The sequence below is a fragment of the Archangium violaceum genome (assembly GCF_016859125.1).
Lineage (GTDB): Bacteria > Myxococcota > Myxococcia > Myxococcales > Myxococcaceae > Archangium > Archangium violaceum_A.
The window spans coordinates 2,464,045-2,485,623 of the sequence record NZ_CP069338.1 but is presented as its reverse complement, the minus strand read 5'-3'; the positions used below and the strand labels follow the sequence as shown (position 1 = coordinate 2,485,623).

General features: G+C 68.5%; 18 protein-coding genes and 1 pseudogene. 6 read left to right on the top strand and 13 right to left on the bottom strand.

What is annotated here, in order from left to right:
- Positions 1 to 16: 16 nt before the first annotated feature.
- Positions 17 to 1,978 (bottom strand): adventurous gliding motility protein AgmC, encoded by a 1,962-nt coding sequence (gene agmC / locus JQX13_RS10665; protein WP_239014673.1) that lies wholly within the window; start codon positions 1,976 to 1,978, stop codon positions 17 to 19.
- Positions 1,979 to 2,011: 33 nt separating this feature from the next.
- Positions 2,012 to 3,865: an OmpA family protein gene (locus JQX13_RS10660; protein ID WP_203408926.1), complete on the bottom strand. Its 1,854-nt coding sequence runs from the start codon at positions 3,863 to 3,865 to the stop codon at positions 2,012 to 2,014.
- Between the two features lie 293 nt (positions 3,866 to 4,158).
- On the opposite strand from JQX13_RS10660, the gene JQX13_RS10655 reads away from it, so the two are divergent.
- From JQX13_RS10655 to JQX13_RS10640, 4 genes are all read left to right on the top strand, one after another.
- Positions 4,159 to 4,593 carry a tellurite resistance TerB family protein gene (locus JQX13_RS10655; RefSeq protein WP_203408925.1) on the top strand — a complete coding sequence of 145 codons (435 nt, stop codon included), beginning with the start codon at positions 4,159 to 4,161 and terminating at the stop codon, positions 4,591 to 4,593.
- 246 nt (positions 4,594 to 4,839) lie between these two features.
- On the top strand, positions 4,840 to 6,030 hold the full coding sequence (locus tag JQX13_RS10650) for a cytochrome P450 (RefSeq protein WP_203408924.1): 1,191 nt from the start codon (positions 4,840 to 4,842) through the stop codon (positions 6,028 to 6,030).
- Positions 6,031 to 6,159: 129 nt separating this feature from the next.
- Complete coding sequence (locus JQX13_RS10645; protein ID WP_203408923.1) at positions 6,160 to 7,998, top strand: hypothetical protein; 1,839 nt, start codon at positions 6,160 to 6,162, stop codon at positions 7,996 to 7,998.
- 68 nt (positions 7,999 to 8,066) lie between these two features.
- Positions 8,067 to 9,542, top strand: coding sequence for a hypothetical protein (locus JQX13_RS10640; RefSeq protein ID WP_203411970.1), 1,476 nt, complete (start codon positions 8,067 to 8,069; stop codon positions 9,540 to 9,542).
- Positions 9,543 to 9,550: 8 nt separating this feature from the next.
- Here the strand turns inward: JQX13_RS10640 and JQX13_RS10635 are convergent, their stop codons facing one another.
- The 3 genes from JQX13_RS10635 to JQX13_RS10625 form a co-directional block, all read right to left on the bottom strand.
- Entirely contained in the window at positions 9,551 to 10,885 is a 1,335-nt protein-coding gene (locus JQX13_RS10635; protein ID WP_203408922.1) for a hypothetical protein, read from the bottom strand.
- 168 nt (positions 10,886 to 11,053) lie between these two features.
- Entirely contained in the window at positions 11,054 to 11,935 is an 882-nt protein-coding gene (locus JQX13_RS10630; protein WP_203408921.1) for an SDR family oxidoreductase, read from the bottom strand.
- An 89-nt stretch (positions 11,936 to 12,024) separates the two neighbouring features.
- On the bottom strand, positions 12,025 to 12,639 hold the full coding sequence (locus JQX13_RS10625) for a TetR/AcrR family transcriptional regulator (RefSeq protein ID WP_203408920.1): 615 nt from the start codon (positions 12,637 to 12,639) through the stop codon (positions 12,025 to 12,027).
- Positions 12,640 to 12,782: 143 nt separating this feature from the next.
- Here JQX13_RS10625 and JQX13_RS10620 point away from each other — a divergent pair, with 143 nt between their 5' ends.
- Positions 12,783 to 13,463, top strand: coding sequence for a GNAT family N-acetyltransferase (locus JQX13_RS10620; RefSeq protein WP_203408919.1), 681 nt, complete (start codon positions 12,783 to 12,785; stop codon positions 13,461 to 13,463).
- On the opposite strand, the gene JQX13_RS10615 is transcribed toward JQX13_RS10620, so the two are convergent.
- The 7 genes and pseudogenes from JQX13_RS10615 to JQX13_RS10590 all read right to left on the bottom strand — a co-directional run bounded on the left by JQX13_RS10615 (position 13,402) and on the right by JQX13_RS10590 (position 19,325).
- A complete protein-coding gene (locus JQX13_RS10615) occupies positions 13,402 to 14,724 on the bottom strand; it encodes a family 16 glycosylhydrolase (RefSeq protein WP_203408918.1) in 1,323 nt (440 codons plus the stop codon). The genes JQX13_RS10620 and JQX13_RS10615 overlap by 62 nt on opposite strands.
- Before the next feature lie 74 nt (positions 14,725 to 14,798).
- The gene (locus tag JQX13_RS53885) at positions 14,799 to 14,984 is read right to left on the bottom strand and encodes a hypothetical protein (protein ID WP_239015570.1); all 186 of its coding nucleotides are present in this window, start codon (positions 14,982 to 14,984) and stop codon (positions 14,799 to 14,801) included.
- A gap of 70 nt (positions 14,985 to 15,054) precedes the next feature.
- Positions 15,055 to 15,486, bottom strand: a pseudogene (locus tag JQX13_RS53880) (glycoside hydrolase family 18 protein); the annotation flags it as partial.
- A 131-nt stretch (positions 15,487 to 15,617) separates the two neighbouring features.
- A complete protein-coding gene (locus tag JQX13_RS10605) occupies positions 15,618 to 16,778 on the bottom strand; it encodes a DUF7305 domain-containing protein (protein WP_203408917.1) in 1,161 nt (386 codons plus the stop codon).
- Between the two features lie 23 nt (positions 16,779 to 16,801).
- Positions 16,802 to 17,611 (bottom strand): tetratricopeptide repeat protein, encoded by an 810-nt coding sequence (locus tag JQX13_RS10600; RefSeq protein ID WP_203408916.1) that lies wholly within the window; start codon positions 17,609 to 17,611, stop codon positions 16,802 to 16,804.
- A complete protein-coding gene (locus tag JQX13_RS10595; protein WP_203408915.1) occupies positions 17,608 to 18,249 on the bottom strand; it encodes an RNA polymerase sigma factor in 642 nt (213 codons plus the stop codon). Before JQX13_RS10595 ends, JQX13_RS10600 begins: the two co-directional genes overlap by 4 nt.
- Positions 18,246 to 19,325 (bottom strand): hypothetical protein, encoded by a 1,080-nt coding sequence (locus JQX13_RS10590; RefSeq protein WP_203408914.1) that lies wholly within the window; start codon positions 19,323 to 19,325, stop codon positions 18,246 to 18,248. The genes JQX13_RS10595 and JQX13_RS10590 overlap by 4 nt, the downstream gene beginning before the upstream one ends.
- A gap of 383 nt (positions 19,326 to 19,708) precedes the next feature.
- Here JQX13_RS10590 and JQX13_RS10585 point away from each other — a divergent pair, with 383 nt between their 5' ends.
- On the top strand, positions 19,709 to 20,860 hold the full coding sequence (locus JQX13_RS10585) for a S1 family peptidase (protein ID WP_203408913.1): 1,152 nt from the start codon (positions 19,709 to 19,711) through the stop codon (positions 20,858 to 20,860).
- Positions 20,861 to 20,960: 100 nt separating this feature from the next.
- Here JQX13_RS10585 and JQX13_RS10580 read toward each other — a convergent pair whose 3' ends face one another.
- Entirely contained in the window at positions 20,961 to 21,521 is a 561-nt protein-coding gene (locus tag JQX13_RS10580; protein WP_203408912.1) for a DUF1697 domain-containing protein, read from the bottom strand.
- Between the last annotated feature and the right edge of the window lie 58 nt (positions 21,522 to 21,579).

Sequence of the window (21,579 nt, the reverse complement as noted above, 5' to 3'; positions counted from 1 at the left end):
CACGACGTAGGCGTTGTCAGTTGTGGCGCCGGCGGCGGAGCAGCGCGGCGAGTGCTCCCAGTCCGATCAGGACCAGCGAGGAGTCGCGCCCCGTGGCCGAGCAGCCACTGCCCAGCAGGGCGAGGTCCGCGGTGGTGACGCGGAAGGTCCGGGAGGCCGGAGACTCATCCACGTTGCCCGCGGCATCGCGGGCTCGCACCTGCAGGGTGTGAGGTCCCTCGGCCAGATTGGTGAAGGTGACAGGCGACGGGCACGGGGTGAACTCGGCGCCATCCAGGCTGCACTCGTAGATTACATTCTGCTCGTTCGAGCTGAACTCGAACGTCGCGTCCCGCTCCTGGGTGTAGCCCGATGGACCGGAGACGATGGTGGTGTCTGGCACCGAGGTGTCCACGGTGAAGGTGTTGATCGCGCTCCGCTCACCTCGTACCGCCTCCACCTCCGTGACGGCCTGCACCATGTGCTCTCCGTCGGAGAGCGGCGAGGGCGGGGTGAGAGAGTAGTTGCCAGCCTCATCGGACGTCGTCGAGCCGATCTCGACGCCATCGAGGAAGATGATCACCGTGGCATTGGGCAGGGCCTTGCCCGTGATGAGGGGACGCGGGGTGGTGATGCTGCCGTTGGCCGGTGTGAGCACCGTGGGAGGCGGCGGGATGACGAATCCGCCCGGCACCACGGTGGAGGCGCCGTTGCTGCCCGCCTGGGCTCCGTAGGAGGCGTCCGCGGGATCCTGCTGGATTCCGGACGCGGCGCCGGTGGCGATGATGTTGTTGCCGCAGCTCCCTCCCGCGGCCTGGAACAGAACCCGCCCACCGCCACCACCCCCCCCAGGGCCCACGCGAATGGCGTTCACGTTGCCTCCGATACCGCCATTGGCGAGGAGCGAAGCGCAGTCGGCGGTTCTGATGACACGCAGGTAGATGGAGCCACCCGCTCCACCGCCACTGCTTCCATCCGAGGTCGCGGCACCGCCCAGGTTTCCCGAGGCGCTGATGCTGCCATTGCCCGTGAGCTGATCGGCCCGGATGAAGATGGCGCCACCGCCATTACCGCCCGGGACGCCTGTGTTGTTGGCGCCATGACCGGCTCCACCACCACCGCCGAACGAGAGGTGGTTCAGCGCCGAGTAGGTGAGCGCCGCGCCCCCCAGTCCACCCACATCCCGGCCGCCGTCGGTTGCACCCTCCGAGCGCCCTCCCTTCCCGCCCGCGCCACCATTGCCTCCTCCGCCACCGCCCGACTTGAAGCAGACGCCGCCGCCCGCGCCATTGGCCACGTTGCCGCGCCCGGTCTGCTCGGGCCCGTAGCGCGAGATTGCGATGCCCTCACCCTTCTGTGCGCCCGCGGGGGCCGGCTCATCCACCTCCGTGCAGCCGCGCAACCCGGTGGTGTCATTGACGTACTGGCCTCCCCGGAACCCGATACCCGTGGCGGTGATCAGCCCGTTGTTGGACACCACGCCATTGGCCAGGAACGCGACGATCCCGCCCGTGCGCCCGTTCCAGGCGGGAGCCGTGATGCCCTGGCCGGAGGCGATGGTGACCGTGGTGTACTCGGGCACCCGGATGACCTGGGTCACATCCGCCGCGTACGTATGGACGAGCGGCGCCGTCAGCTCCAGCGTCGACGCCGTCACCGAGGCCACCCGCGCGAGCTCCCAGCGCCCCACCGGATTATTGGTGAGGTCGACGGGAGCCTGGATTCCCGAGGCGGGGACGGGCGTGATGCCCGTCGTCTGGTACACCATCACCAGATCGCCATCCGCGAAGCAGCCGGTGCAGGCTTCGATCGGGAGGGAGGTGTCCCCCGTCGCCAGGGGCGCCGTCACCTGGGCATAGGTGTTGATGATGGTGCCACTCCCCGCCACGGTGAGCGGCCCATCGCGCCCCGTGCCCACTCCGAACGAGTCGGGCTCGGCCAGGGCCGTCCCCGTGCCGAGGGCCACCACGCACAGGGCGGCCGCGAGCCACTTCTTCATGAATGGAGTTTTCATGACCTTTGATTCCTTGGGTTACTGCTCGCTCTCGGGGGTGACGATGGTGAAGGCCACGCGGCGGTTGGCCGCGCGACCCTTGGCGGTCTTGTTGGACATCAGGGGCCGATCGGGCCCGTAGCCCCGGGCCTCCAGGCGCGAGGCCTCCACGCCCTTCTTCACGAGGTACTCCTTCACCGCCTGCGCCCGCGCCAGCGAGAGCCTGCGGTTGGCGTCCGGATCGCCGATGTTGTCGGAGTGGCCCTCGATGATGATCTTCTCGATCTCCGGGTGCTCCTTGATGACCCGGGCGACCTGATTCAGCATCCGGAAGGAGCGGCGCTGGATGATGGCCTTGTTGGTGGCGAAGAACACGGCCTGCTTGATCTCCAGCTGGCCCTTCTGGATGGCCACGAACTGCTCCTGCTGCGGCGGGCAGCCGTGGTTGGCCTCCACGCCCTTCTCCTTGGGGCAGTTGTCCAGGTGGTCCGACACGGCGTCGCCGTCCGAGTCCTTCGGCGGGCAGCCGCGCAGCTCCACCAGACCGGCCTCCTTGGGGCACGCGTCGCGCTCGTCCACGACGCCGTCGCCATCCGTGTCCTTCACCGGGCAGCCCTGACGCGCGCTCGGACCCGCCTCCGTGGGGCACTTGTCCTTGGCGTCCTCGATGCCGTCGCCATCCCGGTCCTTCACCGCACAGCCCTGGTTCTCGGGCGGGCCGGCCTCGTTGGGGCACTTGTCCTTGCCATCCGCGATGCCATCCCCGTCCGCGTCCGCCACCGCGCAGCCCTGGTTCTGGGCAGGGCCCGCCTCCGTGGGGCACTTGTCCACGGAGTCCACGATGCCGTCGCCATCCGTGTCCTTCTCCGGGCAGCCCTTGTTCCTGGCCGGGCCCGCCTGGTTGGGGCATGCGTCCTCGTCATTCGTCACGCCATCGCCGTCGTCATCCCGCGGCGCGGCATCCGGGGGCTCGGAACCTCCCAGGGCCACGCCGAGCAGCACGCGGAAGGACGGCGTGCCGGGCGTATCCCCGAAGCCGGGTCCGCCCAACGCATAGAGCTCCGCCAGTTGGCCCAGCGGCAGCCGCAGGCCGGCCAACAGCTCCAGGGAGCTCGGCTGGTTCGTGAGCGGCAGCGTGCCACGCACGTTGAGCTCTCCGCGCAACCCGGTGCCCGTGGTGGCGACGACCGCGCCCAGGCGTACCTCGTTGCCCACCTCGTCCTGGACGTTCTGGTCCGCGATGAGGGTGACCGTGGGACGGATCAGCGCGCCCGCCTCCACACCGGCGCGGAGCAGGCCGAAGCGCCGGCCCAGCATCACCTTGGGCGAGAACCGGAAGGTGTTGTCCCGCGAGAGCGTCTCCAGGCTGCCCACGGGAATCCCCGCGCCCAGCTCGACGGCCAGATCCAACGGGGCCTTCCGCCGCTGCGAGAGCAGCCCCACCCTCACATGGGCCGAGGGCGTACCGAGTCCCGTCTGGGCCGGAGCTCCGATACCCTGGGCGCCGAGGTCATCCCCGCGCTGCCAGACGACGAGGGGCAGGTGGAGGCCCAGCTCCAGCCACCGCATCGGCGCCCAGGCCATCAACAGGTGCGCCGTGGCCCGGTCTCCCACCACCGCGCCCACCGGATTTCCATCCGCGTACAGCACGAGTGGATCCTTCTCGTAATGACCTAGAAGCGAGAGGCGGAACCCTCCGGAGGGCAGCAACTCACCGGTGCCCATCACCAGCGAGCCCCGGCCGTTGGGGTTCAATTCCAGACGCTCCAACTCGAACCCCGGCACGCCCTGGGGTTGGGCGAGCGCGGTCGAGGCGAGCAACAGGGCGGCGAGGGCGGATAGACGCACGGACTGCGCCGAGCGCTTCGGCGGGCGCGGCTTCGTGTAGCTCATGGGTTCTCCGTGTGGAGCGCGATGGGAGGCGTCCTCCCTACCCATCGTGCGGGGAGGCATGACCTTGCGTGCAGCGGGGCACCGGAATTCCGGTATTTCGTCCCCGGCGCTGGTTTCTCCCGACTGTCCAATCATTCAAGCAATTCGCCCACTCCTACCCGCACTGCCGCCCGAGGGCAATGAAACGTTGCGGGGGAGGAGGCGGGGGCGTGCACCGATCATCAGTGGACCGGGTGTGTGCGGCCACGCATAGTGCGCCGGAAAACAACCGCAGCACCGTAGAGGGGGAAATCATGGGTCTTTTGAGCAGATTCCGCAGCGCCGCTCCGGCGAAGAGGCCGAGCGATGACGTCCTGTTGATGCTCTCGATGCTCTTGATGAGCGGGGCCGACGGGTACTTCGACGAATCCGAGGTGGGTTCTGTCGCGGCCTTCGTCGGGCAGCTCCCGGAGTTCAAGGGGAAGGAGCTGGAGGAGCTCATCGCCCAGGCCAGCAAGCTCGCGAACAAGTACTCCAACTTCCTCGACGCGGTGGAGTCCTTGAGGGAGCTCTCGAGCGACACGGTGAAGCGCAAGGCGTTCGTGCTTGCCGCGGATCTCGCGATGAGCTCGGGCGAGGTGGACGAGGCGGAGGACGAGCTCCTCACCCGGATGCAGCGGATTCTGGGCGTCGATGACTTCACCGCCCAGAAGGTGCTCGAGGTGCTCGCGATGAAGTACGCCCGCTGAAAGGGAGCGGAGCACGCTGCCTGGCGGTATCGGGACCCTTCCTGTGCAAGACCTCTCCTCGCGGGAGGGTCCCCTTTCTTTCGTCTCCCAGTTCCTTGTGTTTCAAAGCCGTGTCCCGTCGTCACGTAGAAGCAGTGAGGTGCCCATCTGGCTCCTCGGGCCCGGATCAGGGACAGTTCCAGTGGGGGGAGCGTTCGTGGGGTACGGCCGGTGTTCCAACGCTCCGCCCGCGCGGAGGACTGTCTGATGAGCGGACGTATCAATCTGTTGGCGCCCGAGGTCCGGGCCCATCCCTATGCGGTCTATGCCGAGCTGCGACGAAACTCGCCGGTGTGCCAGGTGGACCCGGGTGGTTACTGGGTCGTCACCCGCCACGATGACGTGGTGACTGCCTTCAAGAATCCCCAGATCTTCTCCAACGTGGGGATGCGCGTGGCCACGAAGCCGGAGTGGCTGGGGCACAACCCCTTCTCGGACTCGATGATCGGCCAGGATCCGCCGACCCACACCCGGCTGCGCAACCTGGTGAACCGGACCTTCGGACCCGCGGCGCTCGCCCGGTTGGAGGTGCGCGTGCGCCAGTACGCCGAATCCATCGTCGCGCGCATCCCCGAGGAACAACTGGTGGACTTCGTGGATGCCTTCACGCTCCCATTGCCCGCCAGTGTCATCGGCGAGCTCATCGGGCTGGAGCCCTCCCTGCACGCGCGCTGCAAGCGCTGGGCGGATGATCTCACCAGCATCAGCGCCAATCCCCAGGACGAGAAGCGCCGGGAGGAGATCCGCGCGACGGTCCGGGAGGTGGAGACGGAGATGGCCGCGGTGCTGGACCGTCGCCGTCGCGAGCCGCGCGAGGACCTGGTGACGGACCTGCTCCAGGCGCGCGTGGACGGCGAGTCACCTGGTGACGCGGAGCTGATGAGCTTCATGTTCCTGCTGCTGGTGGCGGGCCTGGAGACCACCATCCACCTGCTCGGGCACTGCATGCGTGTCCTCATGGAGCGCCCGGACGTGCTCGCGCGCCTGAGGGCGGACCGTTCGCTGCTCCCGCGTTTCATCGAGGAGGTGCTGCGCTACGAGCCGCCCGTGCAGGCCATGGGCCGGCTCACCACCGCCGAGACGGAGCTGAGCGGCGTGCGCATTCCGGCGGGCGCGAGGGTGATGCTGCTCATCGGCTCGGCCAACCACGACGACACGCGCTTCCCGGACGCGGACAGCTTCAACATGGACCGCGAGGGCGTGAACAACCTGCCCTTCGGGCACGGCATCCACTTCTGCCTCGGCGCGCCGCTCGCGAGGATGGAGGCCCGCATCGGACTGGACGTGCTGCTGTCGCGCTTCGCCGGTTTCACGTCCGGTGGCCCCGTGGAGTGGAACCACTCCTTCACCGTGCGAGGCCCCCGCGTCCTGCCCGTGGTCGCACACACTCAGCCGTAGCGCGCGGCCATTTCCCCTCTCCCAGGGGGAGAGGGGATGTCCACGGAGTGACCTGGTAGACACTCGCCCCACGAGAGTGGGCTCACCCCCTCGCGGCTCGCGAGCAGGGTGCCTTCCTTGAGGCGAAGGATGCCGCCGCTCTCCTCCCTCTCGCCTGTCTCCCGCCGCCTGGCCCGGTGGCGCCGTCCGCTCCTGGGAGGACTCGGGGCGCTGCTCGTGCTGGAGTTGCTCTACAACGCGCTCCTCGTGACCGGCCTCCTGGCCACGGTGCTCAATCTCTTCCTCGGGCGTTTGAGCGTGGACTGGAGCCGGGCCTGGAGTCTGATTCCCGGACACGTCCACGTCCGGGACCTGACGCTGCGGCAGGAGGAACTCAACGGTGGCCACTGGCAGCTCGAGATGGAGCAGGTCGAGGTGGAGCTGTCCCTCCTCTCCCTGCTGACGCGGCGGTTGAAGACCGAGTCCCTGGACGTCCGCGGTCTGCGCGTCCTGCTCCACACCGTGACACCCGAGCGTGGTGCGAAGACTTCGACGAAGGCGTCGCGACCCGATGACCCCTGGGAGCTGGCGCTCTACGGAGTGCGGGTCCACGAGGTGCGCGAGTTGCTGTGGAACGAGGCGCGGCTCACGGGCATCACGGAGGTCACCGGGAGCCTGGAGATGACACCGGGGCGGCGCGTCCTCGTGCGGGACGCGCGGGTACGACTCGGACCGGGCCAGCTCTTCTACCAACGCGCGGCCGTGGCCCACGTGGAACAGGGAGCGGGAGAAGTCACCCTCGAGGTGCAGCGCCAGGAGCCCGAGGGGCTCGACCTCATCACCGGGCTCACGCAAGGGCGGCTTCGCTTCACCGCCTCCCTCCCGTCGCTCGAGGGGCTGCGGCGGCTCTCGCCCCGGTTCGCCGGAGTCGTGCTGAGAGGGGGCGCGGGGCGCATCGAGGCGGATGTGCATGTGAAGGAGGGCCGCCTCGCACCGGGGACCCGGATCGAAGGCGAGGGAGCGCCCTTCGTGCTGCCCATGGTGAACCCCCTGGCGCTGAAGGCACCGTGGCGGTTGCGCGCGGATGTGTACGAGCGAGAGGACGGAGCGGATCGCTTCGGACTGAAGCTCACCCTGGGGCCGGTGCGGCTGGAGGGGGGAGCGGGGCCGGCGCTGGAGACCTCCGAGATGACCGTGTTGCTGGGCGCGAAGTCCCCGCGCCTGGGCCAACCACTCCCCGATGTCCACCTCGTGCTCCGAGCGGCGCGCAGCAATCCCCTGGAGCTGCGTCTGCTCAACGGATGGTTGGGGCCGTCCTTCCAGGTGGAGTCCGGCCGTCTGACGCTGGAGGCCTCGTCCCATGCCAATCCCGAGATGGAAGGGGGCGAGGCCCACCTGGAGCTGAGCACGGAGGACCTCCAGGCGCGCTGGGGCGGCGCGACGCTGGGCGGGCGTGTCCTGGTGGATGTCGACATGCGGAAGCTGGCCTTCCACCAGGACAGGGTGACGCTGCATGGCAGCCGCGTGTTGCTGCGGGACGTCTCCGTGCGAACGGGCGGCCGGGACGAGGCGCATGGCTGGGACGGCACCCTGGACTTTCCAGAGGCGACCCTCTCCCTGTCACCCCTGTCTTTCAAGGGGCGCTTCACGGGGAGCTTCTCCAACGCCACTCCATTCATCGCCCTGCTCACCGAGCAGGGCTCCTTGCCCCGCGTGCTCTCGTCCCTTCTCACCGCCAGGAACCTGGAGCTCTCCGGCTCGGTGTCGTTGGGAGCCGAGGGCGCGAAGGTGGAAGGCTTGCATGCTCGGGGCAGGGGGCTCGAGCTGCGAGGAAGGGCGGAGAGTGTCGGGGGCTCGCCTCACGCGGTGATGCTGGTGAAGGTGGGACCCATTCCCCTGGGCGTGGAGGCGAGCGCCGCGGGCACCCATGTCCAGGTACTGCGCCCGTTCCACTGGTACGAGCAGAAGACGGGAGAGCGGGTGAAGTAGGCCCGATATGTCTTTCCCTCGCGGGTCGTTGAATCGCCGGGTCACGGTTCTTGCCCGGAGGGTCGATGATGCGCTCGGGAGTATTCGTGTCGATGGGACTCGCGGTCCTGCTGGTCGGCTGCGCCTCGGGGCTGAAGGCATGGGAGGTTCCGGGCGAGGAGGCCATCTACGACGCTCCGTTGGAGGAGGTCTGGCCTTCCGTCCGCCAATTCTTCACGGACAACGGTCTGCCCTTCCGCGAGGACAAGGGCAACTTCGTCCTGGAGACGGAGTGGCGTGAGGAATTCGGGGGCTCGAGGGTGGCGGGCTACTGGCACCGCTACCTCGTGCAGGGCAAGCGCGAGACGCCCACGCGGAGCAAGCTGTGGATCATCCGCGTCACCCGGACCGCGAACAGGACGCTGGCTCGCGCGGGAGACGAGATCGACTGGAGTGTGGACCGGGGGTTGGGGGCCGGGGGCCCGGGCGGGGGCTCGGACATCGAGGCCTCACCGGATGGGATGGACTGGTACCAGAGCGCCGAGGATCTGGCGAAGATGGGCGAGATGCCACGAGGGGAGAACGGCATCGTGGCTGGCTCGGCGCAGGGCTCGCGCGACCTGGTGATGGAGTGGAAGGTGTACCAGTCGCTGGCGCCCGGATTGGCCAGGCGGGAGGAGCCGAGCGCGCGGGGAGCGGAGGCGCCGGAGGTGAAGAAGGGGGCGCCCCTCGCGGCGCTGGCGGTGGAGTGTGGTCAGCCCATCGCCGGACTCGCGGCCCGGGTGAAGCCCGGGGGCGTGTTGCTGCTGGGCGAGCTGCATGGCACGCAGGAGGTGCCGCGCTTCATCGCGCAGAGCGCCTGCCAGACGGCCGCGAGTGGGACTCCCGTGACGGTGGGACTGGAGCTGCCGGTGGTCCAGCAGGAGCGCGTGGCCACCTTCCTGCGGAGCGCTGGCACGGAGGAGGACTGGTTGAAGCTGATGGAGGCGCCCTTCTGGCGCAATCCCTATCAAGATGGGCGGAGCAGCGAGGCCATGGCCAACCTGCTGGAGCAACTGCGCCTGCTGCGCGCGCGGGGCTTGGACGTGGATGTCTTCGTCTTCGACCACCCCGGCACGAAGGGGCAGGCGCACGAGGACGCCATGGCCGCCACGGTGCTCTCGCACGTGCGCCAGGGGCCGGGGCGCTTCTTCCTGGTGGTGTCCGGCAACATCCACCCGCGCACCGTCCAGGGTCTGCCATGGGATGCCAGCTTCAAGCCCATGGGACTGCTGCTGTCCGGGCAGCTCGAGGACGTGGTGGCGCTGGACATGGCCTACGACAGCGGCTCCGCGTGGATCTGCGCGGCGGAGTCCACGAACCCTCGGCTGGAGTGCGGTGTGCGGCCCGCGCGCGGCAAGGACAACGGGGACCGCTTCTTCGTGCACCTGTTCGAGCGGCGGAACAAGGAGGGCTACCACGGCGTCTTCTACGTGGGCCCGGTCACCGCGTCGCTGCCCGCGGTGAACAGGGGTCTGGGTCGCCCCGGGGCGACTGACGACTCACGCCAGCCGCCCGTGAACTGAGCCCTGACTCAGAAGCTCAGGATGGCGCCCGTCTCGATTCCCAACGCGGTGCGCTCCGCCTCGAAGCGGCCCACGTCCACCGTCTGCAGCCGGAAGTGCGACTGGAAGAGGAAGCCCTCCAGCACGAAGGCCAGCCAGCGGGAGGGCTTGAGCTCGTAGCCCAGGCGCACCGTGCCGTTGTGCAGCAGGCCCGGCCCGGTGCCCGCGTTCGTGGCGCTGCCGAGCGCGGGCAGCGCATCCCCGGTCGTGGCGGCATAGGCGTAGTTGGGCACCACCTTCGAGGGCTCGAGCACCTTCTGGTAGCCCGCCATGCCGTAGACGGCGTGCATGCCCGTGAGCACCTGGCGGATGGAGATGTAGCCTCCCATCTCTCGCAGGTCCTCACTGGCGCGGCCCTGCGCCAGCGTCAGCAGGCCCAGGTTGGCGGCGTTCTGCCCGTGGTTGAGCTCCACCCGGATGTTGGTGTTGTCGGAGGGGGCGAGCTCGGTGAAGAGCGCGGCGGCGTAGGCGGTGGCGTAGCGCTCGTCCGCGGCGCCGAAGTTGAAGGGAATCCGCGTGGCCAGCGCCGATGCGCCGACCCGGTTCTTGCCGAACTTGTAGGTGCCGCGCACCGCGAAGGTGGGCAGGGCGCCAATCTCGAGGGCCGCGTCCCTGGCCGTGACGTTGGGGGCGGGGAATCCCACCGCCACGCCCAGCTCGAAGCTCGGCTTGCTGTAGAGGTACTTGACCTGCTGGCGCATGAAGCCGCTGTTGCCCGCCTGGAAGAGCGCTCCCACCAGGTTGATGCCGTGCGGGTTGAGGGGGGCGTGCAGATCCCAGTCCTGTCCCAGTGACACGGTGTGGCCGGGGTGGAAGGTGTAGTCCACGTGCGCCAGCCGCAGACGGGGCAGGCTGGCGACGGTGGGGGTGGCCTTGGTGAAGTCCACGAAGTCGACTTCGAGCTGCGCCCGCACGGGCCCCTTCTCGTTGAGCCAGAAGCCCACGCGCGACTGCGCCACCTGGAAGGTGTGGCGGGACCTGTCCGGAGCGATGGCGTAGGCGGGGTTGCCCGCGGCGGTGACGGCGGAGGCGTTGGGCTGGTTGAAGGACTCCACCGCTCCGTCGGCGACCACGATGCGCGGGTTGAGCGTGCCGTAGAACCGGAAGAGGTTCTCGTCGTCACTGGCGGCGGCCGGAGCCGGCGGGGTGGCGACGGCCGGGGGCGGCGTCGGAGTTGGCGCGGGCTGGGTGGCGGCCGGAGCGGTGGCATCACCGGTGCCGGGGGTCGTCGTCTGGGCCAGTGCCTGGGTGGCCGAGCAGAGTCCCCCCGAGATGATCAATGCGGCGAGTCGAGCTGTCTTCATGGCTTCCCTGGGGTTGTGGGGTCGATGGGTGCCTGGCGCTGAGAACGCAACCTCCGTACCACATCGCCCTCACTCTGGAAGTCCCGTGCTGCCGCACCGCGTCCAGTGTGATTTGGTAACCACTGTTACCGCTGGTAACACGCCTTGACACCTGGGACCTCGAGGACGTCATGACCTCCCAGGTCCGGGCGTGGCCCAGAGCGAGGCATGCTCCTGCGCGAACCGGGCGAAGGTCAGCGCGGGGCGTCCGAGCACCGTGCGCACATCGGGTGAGACGGGAGCGCAGAACCCCTCGCGGACGAGGCGGTAGAAGTGAATCAACCGCTCGATCCACTCATCCGGGAACCCGGCCCCCCGGAGCGCCGAACGCGCTTCGTCCTCGCCGAGGGGAACGTACCGCAGGGGCCGTTGGGCCGCGTGCGAGAGCAACTGTGCGACCTCGGCGGTATCGAACGCCTCGTCTCCGGTGAGCGTGTAGGCCTTCCCCCTGTGGCCGGGCCCGGTCAGCGCCAGGGCGGCGACGGACGCGATGTCGCGCGCGTCGATATAGGAGATCTTCGCGTGGCCGGCCGGGATGCGGATTTCGCCGGTCGCGCGCAGGCCCGAGAGCAGGGTCCCCGAGCTGAACACCTGCATGAACCAATTGGGCCGCAGGTGCGTGAACCCGATACCCGAGTCCTCCAGGTACAGCTCCACCTTCCGCAGCGCGAAGCCGCTCCGCAGCTCGGCGCCCATGGCGCTCAGGTCGACGACGTGCTGGACGCCCCGCCGCTTCATCTCGTCGATGAGGGGGAGGGCGAGCCGATCCGAGTGCTCGTCTCCGGGCCGGGCGATCAGGAAGACGCGATCCACTCCGTCCAGGGCCGGGGTGAACGTCTCGGGCCGCTCGAGGTCGAACGCGACGAAGCGGGCCCGCGTCCGGACGCCTGACGCGGCGCGTGCCGGCTCTCGCGTGGCGGCGAGCACCTCCTCTCCGCTCGTCTCGAGCTTCGCCAGGAGCTCGCGGCCCACCGCGCCCGTTGCCCCGATGATGAGAATCTTCCCCGCCATGATCGCCTCCATTCGCCGGTCCATTCCGGCCTGCGCGCCGTGCACTCCACATAAATGAACGGACGGTTCATTTATGTGACAAAAAAATATCAGCCCAAGAGGCTCGCGAGCCCCGCCAGGTGGTATCTGGAATAACCCTCGACGGCCTCTCGGATGAGGGGCTCTTCCTCGAAGCGCGTGAGGATGTCCACCAAGGCGCCCACGAGGTTGCGGTAGATGCGCTCCAGGTTGAACCGGGTCGTTTCGGTCACGCGAGTGCCGGGATGGAGCGAGCGGAAGTGGGCCACGGCGAGCTGGATGAGCTCCTGGACCAGCCGTTCGGAGAACTCCTCATGGCGGGAGCCCTGGGCGCGTCCCAGCAGCACGATGACGCGCAGCCGATGGTCGATGCAGAACCGGAGCAGTTCCTCGGAGGCCAGATGGAAGGCGGCCGTCGGTCCGAGCGTCCGGACGTCGGAGACCCCGTCGAGCGACTTCACCCTCTGGCGCAGGAGGGCCGTGAAGGTGCGGACGAAATCGTCGCTGACCACCTCGTCGAACAGGACGCTCTTGTTCTCGTAGTACCGGTAGATGTTGCCGGTGGAGATGCGCGCGGCCTTGGCGATCTCCGCCATGGTCGCGCTCGTGTACCCCTTGAGCGCGAAGACCTTCAGCGCGGCGGAGGCGATGCCTTCCTGGACTGCATCCTTGAGGTACTGGGCCATGGCGGAATCGTGAACCTTCCATTCACTTATAGCGCCGGGAACCCATGACGGCAAGGGAGGGCGTCCTACCGGGCAGCCGGGCGCCAGGCGCCTGCTCCTCCTCGTTGCGTGGAACCGGCGCTCGGGTCATGGTTTCCAGCTCCATGTTCTCGCACAAGCCCGTCATCCGTGGCGCCCACGTCGTGCTCCGGCCGTTCCGTCAGGAAGACATCCCCTCGCTCTGGGCGATGCTCCATGAGCCGGAGTGCATGCGGCTCACCGGCTCGCGGAGCTCATTCACCCGGGAGTCCGTGGACGCGTGGTACTCGAGCCGGGGGGCGGTGTCGGAGCGCCTCGACCTGGCCGTCGCGGATGCCACCACGGATGAGTGCCAGGGCGAAGTGGTGCTCAACAACCTCTCCGAGGTCAATCGCGCCTGCGGCTTCCGCATCTGCCTCACGGGGCCCCACGCCTTCGGCCGGGGATTGGGGACGGAGGCCACCCGGCTGATGTTGCGGCATGCCTTCGAGACCGTGGGCATGCACCGCGTGGAGCTGGAGGTCTACGACTTCAACCCCCGGGCCCGGCGCGTCTATGAGAAGGCGGGCTTCGTCATCGAGGGCGTCCGGCGGCAGAGCCTCCTCTGGGAGGGCGCCTGGCACGACACCCTCGTCATGGCGGTTCTCGCCCCCGAATGGGCGGTCCACCGTGGAACCCCGGGAGGGCTGAGCGCGGCGGCGGGGCTGGACCCCACCTCCAACCCCGCCGCGTTGCCTCACCCAACTACTGCCACTGATAGACGCGCACCCAGTCGACCTCGAACGCCTGCGGCGTCTGGCCGATGAGGTCCGCCGTGGACTGCGGCACGCCGTGGTACGGCTGGCTGGCCCCGTTGACTCCGGCCGGGTAGTCGCCACCGACGGCCAGGTTCAGGATGATGAACATGGGCTTGTCGTACACCCAGTTGCCGTACCGGGTGACCTCCGACTTCAGCGTGGTCTTGACCAGCTGGCCGTCGATGAACCACTTGATGTCGGTCGGCGAGTACTCGGTGCGGTACGTGTGCCAGTTGCTGACCGGGGAGCTCGGGTAGAACCGGCCGTTGATGGGCGTGTTGCCGGAGTAACCCGGGCCGTGCAGGGCGCCGGAGACCCAATCGCCGTAGCCGACGTTCTCCATGATGTCGAGCTCGCCGCACGCCGGCCAACCCACCCCCGGCTGGTTGATGTCGTTGCCGAGCAGCCAGAACGCCGGCCACAGGCCCGGGCCCACGGGCATCTTGAGCCGCGCCTCGATGGCGCCGTGGCGGAACTCGCGCTTGCCCGCGCTCTCCAGGCGGCCCGAGGTGAACGGGTAGCCGTTGTTCCACTCGCGGCGGGCGATGAGCTTCAGCGTGCCGTTGCTCACCTGCACGTTGTTGGGCGAGGTCGTGTACTGCTGCTGCTCGTTGTTGACGTGGATGTTGGTGATGTAGCTCCAGTTGGACGTGTCCACGCTGGTGCCGTTGAACTCGTCACTCCAGATCTGCTTCCAGCCCCCGGTGCCTCCAGAGGTTCCGAAGGAGAACGCCTCCCAGCAGCCGGCGGTCGTGCGGTCCGCGTACAGGGGCGCGTTCGCGCCGCGGTTCGTGTCGGTCGACACGTACTTGCCCGTGCTCTTGGCGATCAGGCCGATGGTGCCGTTGCCGAAGTCCACCCACGTGAAGCGCTCCCAGTCACCGATGGCGGTGCGGTCGGCGACGAGCTGGCCTCCGAGGTTCGTGTCGGCAGACACGTACTTGCCGGTCTCGCTGACGCGCAGCGCGATGGTGCCGTTGCCCGCATCGACGATCTGGAACAACTCCCAGCCCGCCGCCGCGGCGCGGTCCGCCACCAGCGGCGCCGTCGCTCCGAGGTTGCCATCCGCCGAGACGAACTTCCCGGTCAGACAGGCCTTCAGCCAGATGGTCTGCCCGATGGGGGCCGCCAGGGGCTGCTTCAGTGATTCCGGCGTTTCCGGAGCGAGCGCTGCCTCGGGCGAGCAGGCGGAAGCTCCCAGCAGCAGGCTTCCAACTCCGGCCATCAACATCCAACGGCTGCGCAGTGCCTTCTTGACGTTCAAAGCCATTCGATACTCCTTGGGGGGACTGCCGTGATATGCGGTTGTTGCTATTATTTCCAGGATTACTTGGTCTCAGGGGTTCACTGCTTGACGAGTTCGAACTGGTCGAGGGCCGCCCAGTTGTTCGCCAGGGCATCGCTGTAGACGCCCACCTCGATGTAGCCGTTGGAGAAGTGGATGTTGGGGAGGGTGTACTTCGTCCAGCCGGAGACGGCGCCCGAGCCGATCTCCGCCGCGCCATGGTTCTTGGCGTACAGGCGCAGCACGCGCTGACCGCCGCTGGAGCGGCTTCATCAACAGCGCGAAGTTCTGGGACTCGGTTCCCGGATCCGGGTACTCCCAGTCGATGTCCACTCCGTCCAACCCGGCCTGCGTCACGTAGTTCACCAGGTTGTTGACGAAGGCCGTGCGCGTGCTGGCGTTGGCGGCCAGACTCCTGAAGCCGGAGTCGTCCCCGTCGTTCCAGCCGCCCACCGCGATGGACACCTTGACGCCTCGCGAGTGCGCGCTCTGCACCAGCGACCTGAGCCGGCTGTCCCCACTGCCCGGCCCCGTGAGGCCTCCCTGCGCGGTGGGCACGACGAAGGCGTAGTTGATGTGGGTGAGCTTGTCGTACGGGATGGCGTTGACGTCACCATTCCACGTGGGGAAGTAGCCGACGACCCGGGTGGCGAGCGCGGCCTGCTCCCGCGTGCCCTCCGTCTCCTCGGCGGGGACCTCGGGCTGACCGGAGCATGCGATCTGCGACGAGAGGAAGGCTGCTCCCACGGCCAGTTTGCGGAAGGGAGATGCGATATAGGACAAAGACGGCTCCTCCGCTCAAGCGGGTTTCCAGCGTTTCGCTGGTTATCGGGCATGGAGGTGGCCGGTTGTCGCTTCGGGTCAAAAAACTCGTCGTCTCACCCTTCTGGGGGATGGGAGAGGGTGGGGGGTGGAAGCACATCCAGGTCGTAATGGATGGACACCTCCCCCGAAGAGGCCAGCCGGCCGATCAGCAGCGCGCCGAAGAGCTCGAGCTTCTCACTCATGTCCATGCTGGCCTCGGGCGCATGGAAGTTGCCCGCCAGCAGGCTCGAGGCGGGTACCTCGAAGGAGCCGGGGCCGCCCACGTAGACGCGCAGGCGCGAGGGAAAGCGGGCCGAGCCCAGCGAGAGCCGCTCCGCCGCGAACAGCCGGCCCGCGATGAACAGATCCAACTCCGCGCCCTCGAGCAGCGCCACCTCGAAGCGGCGCCCCACGTCCACATCCCCTCCGACGAACAACGCGCTCCGACCCCTCACGACGAGCTTCGCCGAGCCCGTACCCGCGATGCGGCTCAGATAGAACCGTCCGCACGGAAGCTCCAGGGTGCGGTCCTCCGAGAAGCCATCCAGCGCCGCCGGGTCGAGCCCGATGGAGGCGTTGTGGTTGTCGGTGACGTGGCCGCTGACGAGCGCTCCGATGTCCTCGCCGTCGAACGCGTCGCATGGGCACGGAGGCGCAAGGGGGGCCACGGGCTCGCGTCGCAGCTCGGACACCTGGAACGAACCCGACACGGAGAGGTTGCGCTCCGGCGGGAGCGTCAGGATCCCGCCCACCGTCAGCTCGCCGAGGGTGATGTCGCCTCCGACGTGCGCGTCCTCCTCCACCGACACGGGGCCATTGCCCTCCAGCGAGCCACGGGTTCGCAGCTCGCCCGCGATGGACAGGGTCGTGGCGGCCTGGATGCCGCGTGTGCCTCCTACCTGGAGCGAGCCTCCCACCTGCATCGACGCCGCGTTGGAGAAATCTCCATTCGTCCCGATGGACGCGCCTCTTCCCCCGGGAGACCAGGGGCCCTGGGAGCTCCGGAAGGCATCGGTGACGAAGGGGGTGCTGACCGTCAGCCCCTCGCAGGTGCACAGCGCGTGTTGGAAGGTCTGGGCGGCCAGGTCCACGAACCCGGTGGAGCCCTGTCCCGCGCAGTACTCGCTCCGGCCATCACCCTCCGGGTCGTGCAACGAGGCCACCGGATCCACGAGGGAACAGCTCCAGCCTCCTCCCGAGACCAGCGCGAGCAGAAGTCCGAAGCGCCAAGGCATGTGTGTCCTCGCGGAGGTGTCTGTCATTGGGCCGTCGAGGACAGCTCCTTCAACCGGCGCCTGGCCTGCTCGGCGAAGAGGGAGTCCGGGTGCGCGGCGAGGAACTCCTCCAGGGCCCGCGCTTCACGCGCCTCGTCTCCGAGCGCCCGCCAGGCCGCCGCCACGCCCTGGCTCGCCTCCTCGCTCAACGAGCCCCCCGGCTGCATCCGCCGCGCCTGCTGGAACTGGCGCAGGGCGCCTCGCGCGTCTCCCAGGTGCTCCAGCCGCAGCACCCCGGACGCCACGTGCGCCACGTACGCCGACGTCGTGCCTGGAGAGGATTGGATGACCCGCAGATAGAGCGTCTCCGCCTCGCGCCACCGGCCCTGGGCCCGCCGTTCGTTGGCCTGGCGCAACACGTCCTCCGGCTCGGCGGCGGCGACCCGGGCCCGGGCCCTGGGCGCCGGCGGGGACGGACGCACTACCGCGGCGGGCTCCACCAGCGCGGGGGCGGGCTCCACCGGCGTGGGAGTGGGTTCCATCCGGGCGGGTGCCGGTTCCTCGGGCGCCAGGGCCATCCGCGGCGCGGGCTCCGAGGGGGGAGACGAACGCCATTGCCAGATACCCGCCGCCGCCGAGCCCGCCAGGGCCAGGCACGCCCCGGTGACCCACATGCCCTTCCGGGCGTTCCACCGTCTTCGTTTCGGAGCCGGTTGCGTTTCGAACGTGGCGAGTGCCCCCTGGACGAGCTCGGCGGACCGCTGCCGGGAGATGCGCCGGGCGGGCCCGGAGCTCTCGTCCAACAATCCGAGCAGCTCGAACGGCTCCTCGTGCTCATCGGTCGAGCGACTCATTCCTGACTCCCCCCACGGCTCGACTCCTTCTCGTAAAGCTCCCGGAGCTGGCCCCTTCCCAGACGCAACCTGCTGCGCACCGTCTCGAAGGGGATGCCCAGCTCCTCTGTCATCTCCGGCACGCTCATCCCGAGGACGTAATGAAGCACGAGGGCATGCCGACGCTCGTCGGACAGCCTGTCGAGCAACTTCACCATGTCACGCCGGAAGACGTAGTCGTCCGGCGGTGCGTCCTCCGAGGGCACCGCCACCAGATCCACCACGTCCCCGCCGCTCTGCTGCTGATCGGCGCGGACCTTCTTGAGCGCCGCGAAGGTGACCCGCACCACCACCCGGTCCGCCCAGGACTTGAAGGAGCCCTCCCGGCGCCAGGTGGGCAGCCCTCGCAGGATGGCGATCAGCGCCTCCTGGGCGATGTCGTCCACGTCCGAGTCCCCGCGCAGCAGGTAGCGCACGAGGTTGCGCACGCGTGGCAACAGCTCCGTCAACAGCGACTCGGCCGCGTCCCGCTCTCCCGCCAATACCGCCTGGATGCGCTTGTCCTCGGGAGACCCGACCGCGCGCAGTCCCTCCCTGCTCAATGCCGTCATCGGCCCGATGGAGGGAGGGCCGGGCGATTTCGGGTCATGGGTTTTCATGGGGACCCGAGGACCAGCGCCAGTCCGAGGCGCGGCTGCACGCCCCAGAGCCGGTTCCGGACGACGACCGACTGCGCCCGCTGGTAGGTCAGGGTGGGTACTCCGGCCAGCACGTCCACGGCCACGGACGTCTCCAGAGCCACCGGGCCCGTGCGCCAGCGAGCCGAGAGCTCCGGGCTCGCGTAGGGGGTGGGGGTGAGCCGGGGGGGAGACGCCTCGGCCGCGGGTGCCAGGGACTCGGTGCTCCGCAGGAAGCCCGCGACGCCCACGCCCAGGCCCGCGCCCAGACGGAATCGCTCCGTGGACAGCGGGGACGCATCCACCACCACGCTGGCCGCGTGTCTCGACAGGGAGACCCGGGTGTATTCATCGGTGAGGTGGGCGGGGAGGCTCGCCAGCAGCAGCACGCGCGCACGCAGCCATCCTCTCTCCCATCCCAGTCCCAGCTGGAGCCCCTGTTGGCCTCGTGGACTGTTCCCGTCGAGGGATGCCTGCCAACCCACGGCCAGCGTCCAGGGGGAGGCCTCGCGGTTCTGAGGAGGGAGCGGAGCAGGAGGAGGGAGCGGAGTAGGAGGAGGCGGCACCTCCGGCTCGAGCGCCACCTCCACGGGCTCTCCCACGGGCAGCCGTGCATCCAACGCCTTCAACGCGGAGCGCACCACCAGGGCGGCGGTCTCGGCCGTCGCGGAGCGGCTCAACGTCGTGGGGGGCTCCTGGTGCTGGAGCCGCCTGACGAGCATCCGTCGCGTGGCGGGCTCCGCGATGTGGATGACGAGTGCTCGCGGTGTGTGGCTGAACCAGATCACCGCACGGGCCTGGTGATGCTCGGCCAGGGCCACGACGGCCCTCCATTGTTCCGCGGCGTCCGGGCCGGGTTCGGGTCCCGGGTCCACCTTCAGTACCAGGGGGAGGTCGCTGATCTGCCCCCGGATGCGGCCCTCCAGCGCCTCATCTTCTGGAGAGGATGTCCGCAGCACGGCGCTCCACGGCTCCGCGTGAGCCGCACTGCTCGCGCTCCCGCTCACGAGGACGCAAACGATGACGCGCTGTATCAATCCCACCAGGGTTCCACTCAAGCCGGGTTCGACCCTAACACGTACCCGGGAAGACGGAGAGGGGGCGGGCCTCCCTACCTACCGGTCGGAAGCCGCGAGCCCGTCGAGGAAGAAGCGCCGCGAGGTCGTTCTCCGTTTGTCTGACGTGATGCGTTGAAATGACAAGCATCACGGCCTTCTCGCTCATTGTCTTTGTTTGGAGTCTTTCGTTCCCGGTTCGATTCCTGCAACGCGGACGGTCATGACGATGTTGCAACCGCATTACAAAATACTACCAGGTTGTCGAAATCGGCTTTCCGGGTATTGATGGTTTTAATGGTTGAGCGTAGAGATTCTCCCGCGTGAGTTCGCGCTCACGTCCCCCACCCCTGGCTGAAAGGCCACAACCCCCGAGGGAGAAGTCCATGATCCGTAAGCTCAACGCTCTGTCCACCATGACGGCGCTGTTCGCTGGACTGGCAATCCAAGGCATCCCGATGACCGCCGCGGCGGCCTCCGCGGATGATGCAGAGCTCGCCAAGGTGTCGCCGGAGGTCATCTCCACGATGCAGCGGGACTTCGGCCTCTCCGAGGCGCAGGTCCGTCAGCGTCTGGCCGTCGAGGCGGCGGCTCCCCGCCTCGAGAGCAGGCTGAACAAGGAGTTGGGTGAGGGCTTCGGCGGCGCCTGGCTGAACGAGGATGGCAGCAAGCTCATCGTCGGTGTCACGGATGAGGCCAGCGCCGAGCGCGTTCGTCTCGCTGGCGCCGAGCCGCGGCTGGTAACCCGGAGCCTGAAGCAGCTCGAGCAGATCAAGGAGGAGCTGGACCGCGGCGCCTCCGAGGCCGACCCGGCCATCCACGCCTGGTACGTCGACGTGGCCACGAACACCGTCGTCGTGCTCGCCGATGACTCGGCCATGTCGAAGTCCCGCGTGGATGAGTTCCTCGCCCGCGCCGACAAGAAGGATGGCTCCATCCTCGTGCTCCCCTCGGCCGAGCGGCCCCGCCCGCTGTACGACGTGCGCGGTGGTGATGCCTATTACCCTGGCAGCTCGCGTTGCTCGATTGGCTTCTCCGTGACCGGCGGCTTCGTCACCGCGGGTCACTGTGGCGCCCGCGGCACCACCACCTCCGGCTCCAACCGGGTGGCGCAGGGCACCGTGCAGGCCTCGTCCTTCCCTGGCAATGATTACGCCTGGGTCAAGGTCAACGCCAACTGGACGCCCCGTGGTGTGGTGAACCGCTACAGCGGCAGCACCACCGTGTCCGTCACCGGCTCCTCGGAGGCCGCGGTGGGCGCTTCGGTGTGCCGCTCCGGCTCCACGACGGGTTGGAGGTGTGGCACCATCCAGGCCAAGAACAGCACCGTCAACTACCCCCAGGGTTCGGTCTCGGGTCTCACCCGGACCAACGCCTGCGCCGAGGGTGGTGACTCGGGCGGCTCGTGGATCTCCGGCAGCCAGGCGCAGGGCGTGACGTCCGGCGGCTCGGGCAACTGCACCTCGGGCGGCACGACGTACTTCCAGCCGGTCAATGAGATCCTGAGCGTCTACGGTCTGCGCCTCACGACCAACTGAGGACGGGCCGTGTGATGTGAAACGTGATGCCCGGCTGTTTCGAGCCGGGCATCACGTCCAGGCACCCCAGCGCGTAAGTGATTTCCCCGGGGAATGTCTGTCATCCACGTGGAGGCGCTGTGTGTTTGTTGGCGAGCTCCAGGAGCTTCGTGACGGTATTCCAATTGCGTGCCGTCGCGGTGACTCCCCATCGCGCTCCGCCGAGCAGGGTGGCCAGCTTCGAATCCCGGATGCCATTGGGAAACCGGGCGTAGATTTCCCGCCCGACCACGCGGAATTCGTCTGGCAGGTACGCCGCCGGGTCGATCTCCCGGAGCCGTTTTGGATCCGGCGCGTCGGACAGGAACGTCACCAGGAATTGCGAGGGCGCGTCCTCGGCACCCGGGAGGGGATTGGCCTCGATCGCCGCGGCCAGCTCGTCCCTCGTCCGGATGACGACGGCGACCTCGAAGCCGAACGTCTCGGCAAGGGCGGCCTCGAGCTGTTTGACAAGCCTCGCCGTGTTTTTCTCCTTGCTCGAGAAAACGGCGTTACCACTTTGGAGGAGTGTCGCGACGTCGGTGTAACCGAGTCCTTGCATCAGCTCGCGGAGCCGAGCCATCGGAACCTTCTTGTTTCCTCCCACGTTGATACCGCGCAGCAGGGCGACGTACCTGATCATGGGCATGTGTCCTAACATGCCCTCGAAGCGCACCGCGTCATCCTGGAAAGAACATCCA

Bases quoted from the DNA above. Each gene is read 5' to 3' on its own strand.
- agmC (WP_239014673.1), bottom strand. From the start codon at position 1,978: ATGAAGAAGTGGCTCGCGGCCGCCCTGTGCGTGGTGGCCCTCGGCACG.
- JQX13_RS10660 (WP_203408926.1), bottom strand. From the start codon at position 3,865: ATGAGCTACACGAAGCCGCGCCCGCCGAAGCGCTCGGCGCAGTCCGTG.
- JQX13_RS10655 (WP_203408925.1), top strand. From the start codon at position 4,159: ATGGGTCTTTTGAGCAGATTCCGCAGCGCCGCTCCGGCGAAGAGGCCG.
- JQX13_RS10650 (WP_203408924.1), top strand. From the start codon at position 4,840: ATGAGCGGACGTATCAATCTGTTGGCGCCCGAGGTCCGGGCCCATCCC.
- JQX13_RS10645 (WP_203408923.1), top strand. From the start codon at position 6,160: ATGCCGCCGCTCTCCTCCCTCTCGCCTGTCTCCCGCCGCCTGGCCCGG.
- JQX13_RS10640 (WP_203411970.1), top strand. From the start codon at position 8,067: ATGCGCTCGGGAGTATTCGTGTCGATGGGACTCGCGGTCCTGCTGGTC.
- JQX13_RS10635 (WP_203408922.1), bottom strand. From the start codon at position 10,885: ATGAAGACAGCTCGACTCGCCGCATTGATCATCTCGGGGGGACTCTGC.
- JQX13_RS10630 (WP_203408921.1), bottom strand. From the start codon at position 11,935: ATGGCGGGGAAGATTCTCATCATCGGGGCAACGGGCGCGGTGGGCCGC.
- JQX13_RS10625 (WP_203408920.1), bottom strand. From the start codon at position 12,639: ATGGCCCAGTACCTCAAGGATGCAGTCCAGGAAGGCATCGCCTCCGCC.
- JQX13_RS10620 (WP_203408919.1), top strand. From the start codon at position 12,783: ATGTTCTCGCACAAGCCCGTCATCCGTGGCGCCCACGTCGTGCTCCGG.
- JQX13_RS10615 (WP_203408918.1), bottom strand. From the start codon at position 14,724: ATGGCTTTGAACGTCAAGAAGGCACTGCGCAGCCGTTGGATGTTGATG.
- JQX13_RS10605 (WP_203408917.1), bottom strand. From the start codon at position 16,778: ATGCCTTGGCGCTTCGGACTTCTGCTCGCGCTGGTCTCGGGAGGAGGC.
- JQX13_RS10600 (WP_203408916.1), bottom strand. From the start codon at position 17,611: ATGAGTCGCTCGACCGATGAGCACGAGGAGCCGTTCGAGCTGCTCGGA.
- JQX13_RS10595 (WP_203408915.1), bottom strand. From the start codon at position 18,249: ATGAAAACCCATGACCCGAAATCGCCCGGCCCTCCCTCCATCGGGCCG.
- JQX13_RS10585 (WP_203408913.1), top strand. From the start codon at position 19,709: ATGATCCGTAAGCTCAACGCTCTGTCCACCATGACGGCGCTGTTCGCT.
- JQX13_RS10580 (WP_203408912.1), bottom strand. From the start codon at position 21,521: ATGATCAGGTACGTCGCCCTGCTGCGCGGTATCAACGTGGGAGGAAAC.